This window comes from Vreelandella arctica, from assembly GCF_037070215.1.
GTDB classification, from domain to species: domain Bacteria; phylum Pseudomonadota; class Gammaproteobacteria; order Pseudomonadales; family Halomonadaceae; genus Vreelandella; species Vreelandella arctica.
This window is the reverse complement of record NZ_JBANSN010000010.1, coordinates 156,749-162,807: the sequence shown is the minus strand read 5'-3', so window position 1 is coordinate 162,807 and position 6,059 is coordinate 156,749. Positions and strand designations below refer to the sequence as shown.

At 54.7% G+C, this 6,059-nt stretch carries 5 protein-coding genes; 1 reads left to right on the top strand and 4 read right to left on the bottom strand.

Features of this window, described 5'->3' with window-relative positions:
* Positions 1 to 110: 110 nt before the first annotated feature.
* Both speG and V8L70_RS11675 read right to left on the bottom strand, forming a co-directional pair.
* Entirely contained in the window at positions 111 to 635 is a 525-nt protein-coding gene (speG, locus tag V8L70_RS11680; RefSeq protein WP_101148020.1) for a spermidine N1-acetyltransferase, read from the bottom strand.
* Between the two features lie 148 nt (positions 636 to 783).
* On the bottom strand, positions 784 to 2,004 hold the full coding sequence (locus V8L70_RS11675) for an NAD(P)/FAD-dependent oxidoreductase (protein WP_101148019.1): 1,221 nt from the start codon (positions 2,002 to 2,004) through the stop codon (positions 784 to 786).
* A 115-nt stretch (positions 2,005 to 2,119) separates the two neighbouring features.
* Between V8L70_RS11675 and ltaE the strand changes: the two genes are divergently transcribed.
* The gene (gene ltaE, locus V8L70_RS11670; RefSeq protein ID WP_101148018.1) at positions 2,120 to 3,127 is read left to right on the top strand and encodes a low-specificity L-threonine aldolase; all 1,008 of its coding nucleotides are present in this window, start codon (positions 2,120 to 2,122) and stop codon (positions 3,125 to 3,127) included.
* Positions 3,128 to 3,155: 28 nt separating this feature from the next.
* On the opposite strand, the gene V8L70_RS11665 is transcribed toward ltaE, so the two are convergent.
* Both V8L70_RS11665 and fhuB read right to left on the bottom strand, forming a co-directional pair.
* Positions 3,156 to 3,770, bottom strand: a complete 615-nt coding sequence (locus V8L70_RS11665; protein ID WP_101148017.1) for a LysE/ArgO family amino acid transporter — start codon at positions 3,768 to 3,770, stop codon at positions 3,156 to 3,158.
* 134 nt (positions 3,771 to 3,904) lie between these two features.
* Positions 3,905 to 5,905, bottom strand: coding sequence for a Fe(3+)-hydroxamate ABC transporter permease FhuB (gene fhuB / locus V8L70_RS11660; protein ID WP_101148016.1), 2,001 nt, complete (start codon positions 5,903 to 5,905; stop codon positions 3,905 to 3,907).
* Positions 5,906 to 6,059: the final 154 nt, after the last annotated feature.

Below are 6,059 nucleotides of genomic sequence, written 5' to 3'. Positions count from 1 at the left end.
GCGGAGGACAGCGTCTGCTGTTCAGAGTCAGTAAGGGGAGCAACGAAACGCCTTAACATGGTTCCATCCGTTAGAGATATCAGACTCCAACGTTACACGAAAACTTAAGATCAGGCACTTATCTGGCCGAGGTAGGCGTCCTGCAGGATATACATACGCTTCACATCCCTATATTTGCCATTGATAAAGAACTCCTGCACTAGGTGCCCTTCCTCAATAAAACCGCTCTCCTCGTAAAGATGGATCGCTTTGACGTTTTCCACCGCCACAATGAGATACACCTTGTGCAGGTTTAAGATCGTGAACGAGTAGTGCAACGCTTGGTGAATCAACGAACGAGCAAACCCTTTGCCCTGATGATCGGGAGCAATGATGATTTGAAATTCAGCGCTGCGGTGGATGTAGTCGATCTCAATCAGCTCCACCAAACCAATCGCGTTACCATGGCTATTTTCCGCGACAAAGCGCCGTTCGGCATTGTCATGAATGTGCTTGTTATATAGCTCTTCCAACTCATCAAATGACTCGTAAGGTTCCTCAAACCAGTACGACATGATGCTCTGGTTATTATTGAGCTCGTGGACAAAGCGCAAATCATTGCGCTCCAGTGCCCTTAAAAATAGTGTGTGGCTCATTGTCCTCTACTCTGGTGGGTATCCCATAAGAATACCCGTTTCTCCTTGGCTCGCTGCTAAATTTTAAGGGCGCTGTGAACTCTGTTTTAAGTGCTTAGGTGTTTTGTGATGATTAGGTGTTTTGTGATGATTAGGTGGTTTTTGATGGTCAGGTGGTTGTAGCTATCCGCTTGAATGAAAATAGCTCTGCCAGCGGATGCTCTTCTCCTTCGATCAGCGCGCGCAGTAATTTTGCACCGATCATGCTGTAGCTAATGCCATTGCCACCATATGCCATGGCGAAGTGTACGCGGGGCCCATGGGCCTCATGGGGGCCAAAAAATGGCAATCCGTCTTTGGTTTCGGCAAACGTACCGCCCCACGAGAACGTTGGATTAATATCCAGCTTAGGCCACAACGCCTCTACTTTGCTCGCCAGCCCCTGGGCTTTCTCTTCGACCCGCGCGTCGCGACGCTGGGGGATATCTTCATCATCATCGTCGCCCCCTACAAGCAAGCGGCCATCGCAGGTAGTTCGTAGATAGAGATAGGGCCGCGCAGACTCCCACACCATGGTATGGCGTAATTTACCCAGTGCTTTGGGTGAGAGGGGATCGGTGATTAGCGCGTAGCTACTGCGGTTGATCGCCACGCTTTCCGGCAACCAAGCTTGCGATTCATAGCCGGTCGCCAACACCACGTGCTGGCAGCGCAGGTTGGAGCCATTGGTCAGTGTCAGCGTGACTCCCTGATCATCCGGCGTCATCGTCTCCATTTGTGTTCGGTCATATACCTCACCACCACGCTCAACCACCCTGGCAAACAGCTGATAAGCCATACGGTAGGGGTCAATACTGGCGGCCAACTGGGTAAGAATAGCGCCCGGTGCTGCAAAACCGTAATCGGCTAAAATAGTGTCGCGCTCAAGCCAAGAGGCGTCGAAACCATGCTTTTGGCGCAGCGCTAGCTCTTCTTTGAGTGACGCAACATCCCCTTCATCACTGGCATAATAAAGGCTTTGTTGACGCGCAAAATCCACATCCCCCAACCCTGCCGCTAACGTTTCGAGCTCTCTAATCGCCTCAGCACAGGCACGGTAAGCGAGCACAGCATTCGCTTCTCCATAAAGCTTCGCGAGCTCCGTCATATGGGTATCAATTTCATATTGCAATAAAGCAGTGCTGGCGGCGGAACTGCCCCAGCCAATATCACGCCGTTCAAGCACCACGACATAATGACCATGGCGGCTTAACTCGTCCGCAATTAACGCCCCCGTAATACCACCACCGATGACGACAATATCGCATTGGTGATCGCGAGCAAGCGGGGGATACGCTTTAAGCAGGCCGTTTTTTACAGCCCAAAAGGGGTAGCCACTTTTTAGATCCATCGGGTTGCCTATGCTGGAGAGACTTGCAGTATGCTGTTAACCATAGATGGTTCTTATAAACTTGCTTAAAAAATTTAATCTAAGTTGTTGCCCTTACAAAAAAAAGGAGATCTGCATGATTGATTTACGCAGTGATACGGTGACCCGCCCCACTCCCGCCATGCTGGAAGCCATGATGGCAGCGCCGGTAGGTGATGATGTGTGGGGCGATGACCCAACGGTGAATGCGTTTCAAGCCAACCTGGCCGAGCAGGCAGGTAAGGAAGCCGCGCTGCTATTTCCTAGCGGCACACAAAGCAACCTAGTGGCGCTAATGGCTCACTGTGAACGCGGTGATGAGTACATTGTGGGGCAGTCAGCCCACACTTATCGCTATGAAGGTGGTGGCGCTGCGGTATTGGGGAGCATCCAACCCCAGCCCATTGAGAATGCCGCTGATGGCTCGCTACCTTTGGAAAAAATAAGCGCCGCGATTAAAGCCGACGATTTTCACTTTGCCCGCAGTAAACTATTAGCATTGGAAAACACCATTGGCGGCAAGGTACTCCCGGCCGACTATGCGCTAAAAGCGACCGATCTTGCTCGCGAACGCGGGCTGGCAACACACCTAGACGGCGCACGTCTGTTTAATGCCGCCATCGCAACCGATACATCGCTTAAGCAGCTGTGCCTGCCATTCGATAGCGTTTCCCTGTGTTTTTCAAAAGGCCTGGGGACTCCGATGGGATCGGCGTTGGTGGGTTCTCAAACGCTGATTGATAAGGCTCGCCGTTTACGCAAAATGGTAGGCGGTGGTATGCGACAAGTGGGCATTATCGCTGCGGCCTGTCAATACGCCCTGGATCACCACGTTACCGATCTCAGCGAAGATCACCGCCGTGCCGCTCGATTGGCGGAAGGGTTGGAGAAACTGCCAGGGGTAGAGATCACCTCGCAAGCCACCAATATGGTATTTGCACAAATTCCCGACGCCCATGTCCAGCCACTATCCGCCTGGCTAAAAGAGCATGGCATATTAATTGAGTTACTGTACGCCACCCGTTTTGTGGTCCATCGCGATATCAATGATGCCGATATTGATAAAGTAGTAGCGGTGATGGAGGCCTATTTCAGCCGTCACTAAATGCTAACTAACTTGCTCACTAAGCGGTTTAGCTAAGAGAAGTTGCTCCCAGGGCAAGATGAACGGCGATGCCTGCCATCATTAACCCAATCAGACCATCGATGATGCGCCAAGCGATAGGCTTTGACAGCCAAGGCGAAAGTGCGGCGCCACCCCAGGCCAGCAGACTAAACCAGAGGATGGAAGCGGTAGATGCCCCTGCCACAAAAACACCGGCGCTCTCCTGCTGAGCGCCGATGGCGGGTATCAACAGCAGCGTATCCAGGTAGACCTGAGGGTTGAGCACGGTGACGGCAAGGGTTGCGAAAATCACTTTCGTTAAGCTAGGCGCTTTGCCCGCTTCGGCTCTCAACCCTTGCCGTCCACTGACGGCTCTAAATAACGCCTGCGCCGCCAACCAGCTTAAAAACACCACGCCCACCCAGCGCATTGCCTCCAGCGCACTGGGCATCGTCAGCAGAAAGGCGCTCACCCCAAACATACCCGCCGTGAGCAGGATAATATCCGCACTCATGCACAGCCCCGCCGACCACCAGTGATACTCGCGGCGAATAGCCAACCCTAAGATATAAGCGTTCTGCGCCCCAATCGCCATGATGATGCCGCCGCATACCAGCAGCCCGGTGAAGTAGCTTTCCCACATTGCCTAGCTCCCAGTGCCAGAATAAGTATCGTGTTAAACAAACGTGGCACTAAGATAACGAGCAAGCTGGATAACTAATAATCATCCTGCTAATGGGGCATCAGTTTTACTTATAAAGGGATGCTTTTAGCGAATTAAAGCCGCCGCAGCCCCCACATAAAGTAGGCACCGCCAATCAGTGAAGCGACCAAGCCTGCCGGTATCTCGTAAGGGAAGATAATCTGACGCCCTACCCAATCCGCCAGCACCATTAGCAGCATGCCGATCAATGCCGCTCCTAGCAGATGCTGCTTAGCTCTGGAGAAACCCACCAACCGCGCCATATGCGGCGCCAGTAGGCCAATAAACGAAAGCGGCCCTACCACCAGGGTAGCGCAGGCGGTTAGCAAGGCCACCAGTAGCAGCAACACCAAACGAGCGCGGTTGAGGGTTACCCCAAGCGCCTTGGCCGTCGGCGCGCCTAAGGGCAAGATATCCAGCCAGCGGGTGAAGGGTAGCGTGATCAGCGCCAGCGCGGCGGCAATGCCCCCTACCACCACCGCATTGGTGATATCCACGTAGTAGGTGGATCCCGCCAGCCAAGCAATCACCTGCTGGCCACGAGGATCGCCACCTGCCAGCATTACGCTGCGAACCGCATCAAACAGCGCACTGATCGCTACCCCGGTGAGCAGTAAGCGTTCAGGGAGAAAACCACTTTTGCGGTTGATTCCAACCAGTACCAATAGCGTTGCAAACGCCCCTAGCGTGCCTACGCCAATCAGCATCATATTGGTGGGCGCAGGCAGCAGGAAAATTCCCAAAATCAGCGCAATGGCACAGCCACCGCTGATACCCAACACTTCAGGGCTGGCCATAGGGTTGGCAGAAAGGCGTTGGAGAATCGTACCTGCAATGGCCAGCATCAAGCCGCTGGCCGCGGCTGCCATTACGCGGGGCAGGCGCCACTGCATCACGCCCCAGTTATTAGGCGCAAGCCAATACCAACCGTCTACCCCCTGACCAAATAACAGGCCAAGCACTGTTGCGGCGAGCAGCGCGAGCAGTAACCCAGCAGCTAACCGCGAGGGTGCAGGGTGGCGATGCGTGAATACTCCCGCGCTTTTTGGCGGCCGATCGCCCTGCAGTTTTAAGCGCGGAATCAGCCACATTAATAGTGGCGCCCCTAGCGCACCGGTAATCGCCCCGGTAGGAATAAAGGCAGCCGCCATGCCCGAAAACTGCTGAAGCAAAAGATCCGTCGTGGCTAATAGTACAGCCCCCAAAAGGGTCGACCAGAGTAGCCGTGGCCCTAACCGGCGCGCGCCCGCCATGCGTACAATATTGGGTGCGGCCAAGCCAATAAAGCCAATGATGCCTACCACGCTAACAATGCTGCCGGTAATAAACACCGCCAGCCCCATGCCCGCAAAGCGAAGATAGGCAAGCGAAACCCCCAGACTCTTGGCGCTTGCATCATCCAGCTCCAACACGGCCAGCGGACGCAATAAAAACCATGCCGCTACGCAGCTAATGGCCAGCCGGGGCCAAAGTATCGCAACGCCGTCCCAACCATTTTGCGCTAGCGAACCAGCGCCCCAAATCAACAGCCCCGAGAGCGCTTCGTGGTTGAACAGCAGGAGCGCTGTGGAGAGCGCTCCTAAATAGAGATTCACCACCAGGCCTGCCAACACCACCACGATGGGCGCCAGCCCGCGACGCCACGAAAGCAGGAACACTAGCCCTACCGCCAGCGCACCGCCCAACAACGCTACCCATTCGCGCCCGGCAACCAGCAGCCCCGGTGCCAGCAGGGTGGCCGTCATCAGCGCCAAGTTCGCGCCCGAGGCCACCCCGAGTGTGGTGGGCGAGGCCAGCGGATTGCGCAGCACCTGCTGCATCAGCACCCCGGCCAGCCCCAAGCCGCCGCCAGCGAGCAAAGCAATCGAGAGGCGCGGCCACCAAGCGTAATAAAGCAGCAGCTCGTCAACGTTCTCAAAAGAGGGCGCTACAAGGGCCTGTAGTCCCAGCGCAAAACCGCCTTGGCCCTGCAGCCCCAGCCAAAACAGCACCACCATCGGCAGGCTAAGCAACAGGCAGGCTTTCGCTGGCGACATCCCTCCCATTCGCTGGGCGAATTGAGCAGCGCCTAACATAGCGAGCAATCCCCTTTCATAAACGAGGCACTTTCCGAAGGGACGGCGGTAGGCAGCAGCATCATTGGTTAGCCTTAATCGTGTTTGGAAGTCAGTCACTGAATAATAACTATCGATTCTAAATGATAACGATTAGCACTACAATTGACACCTT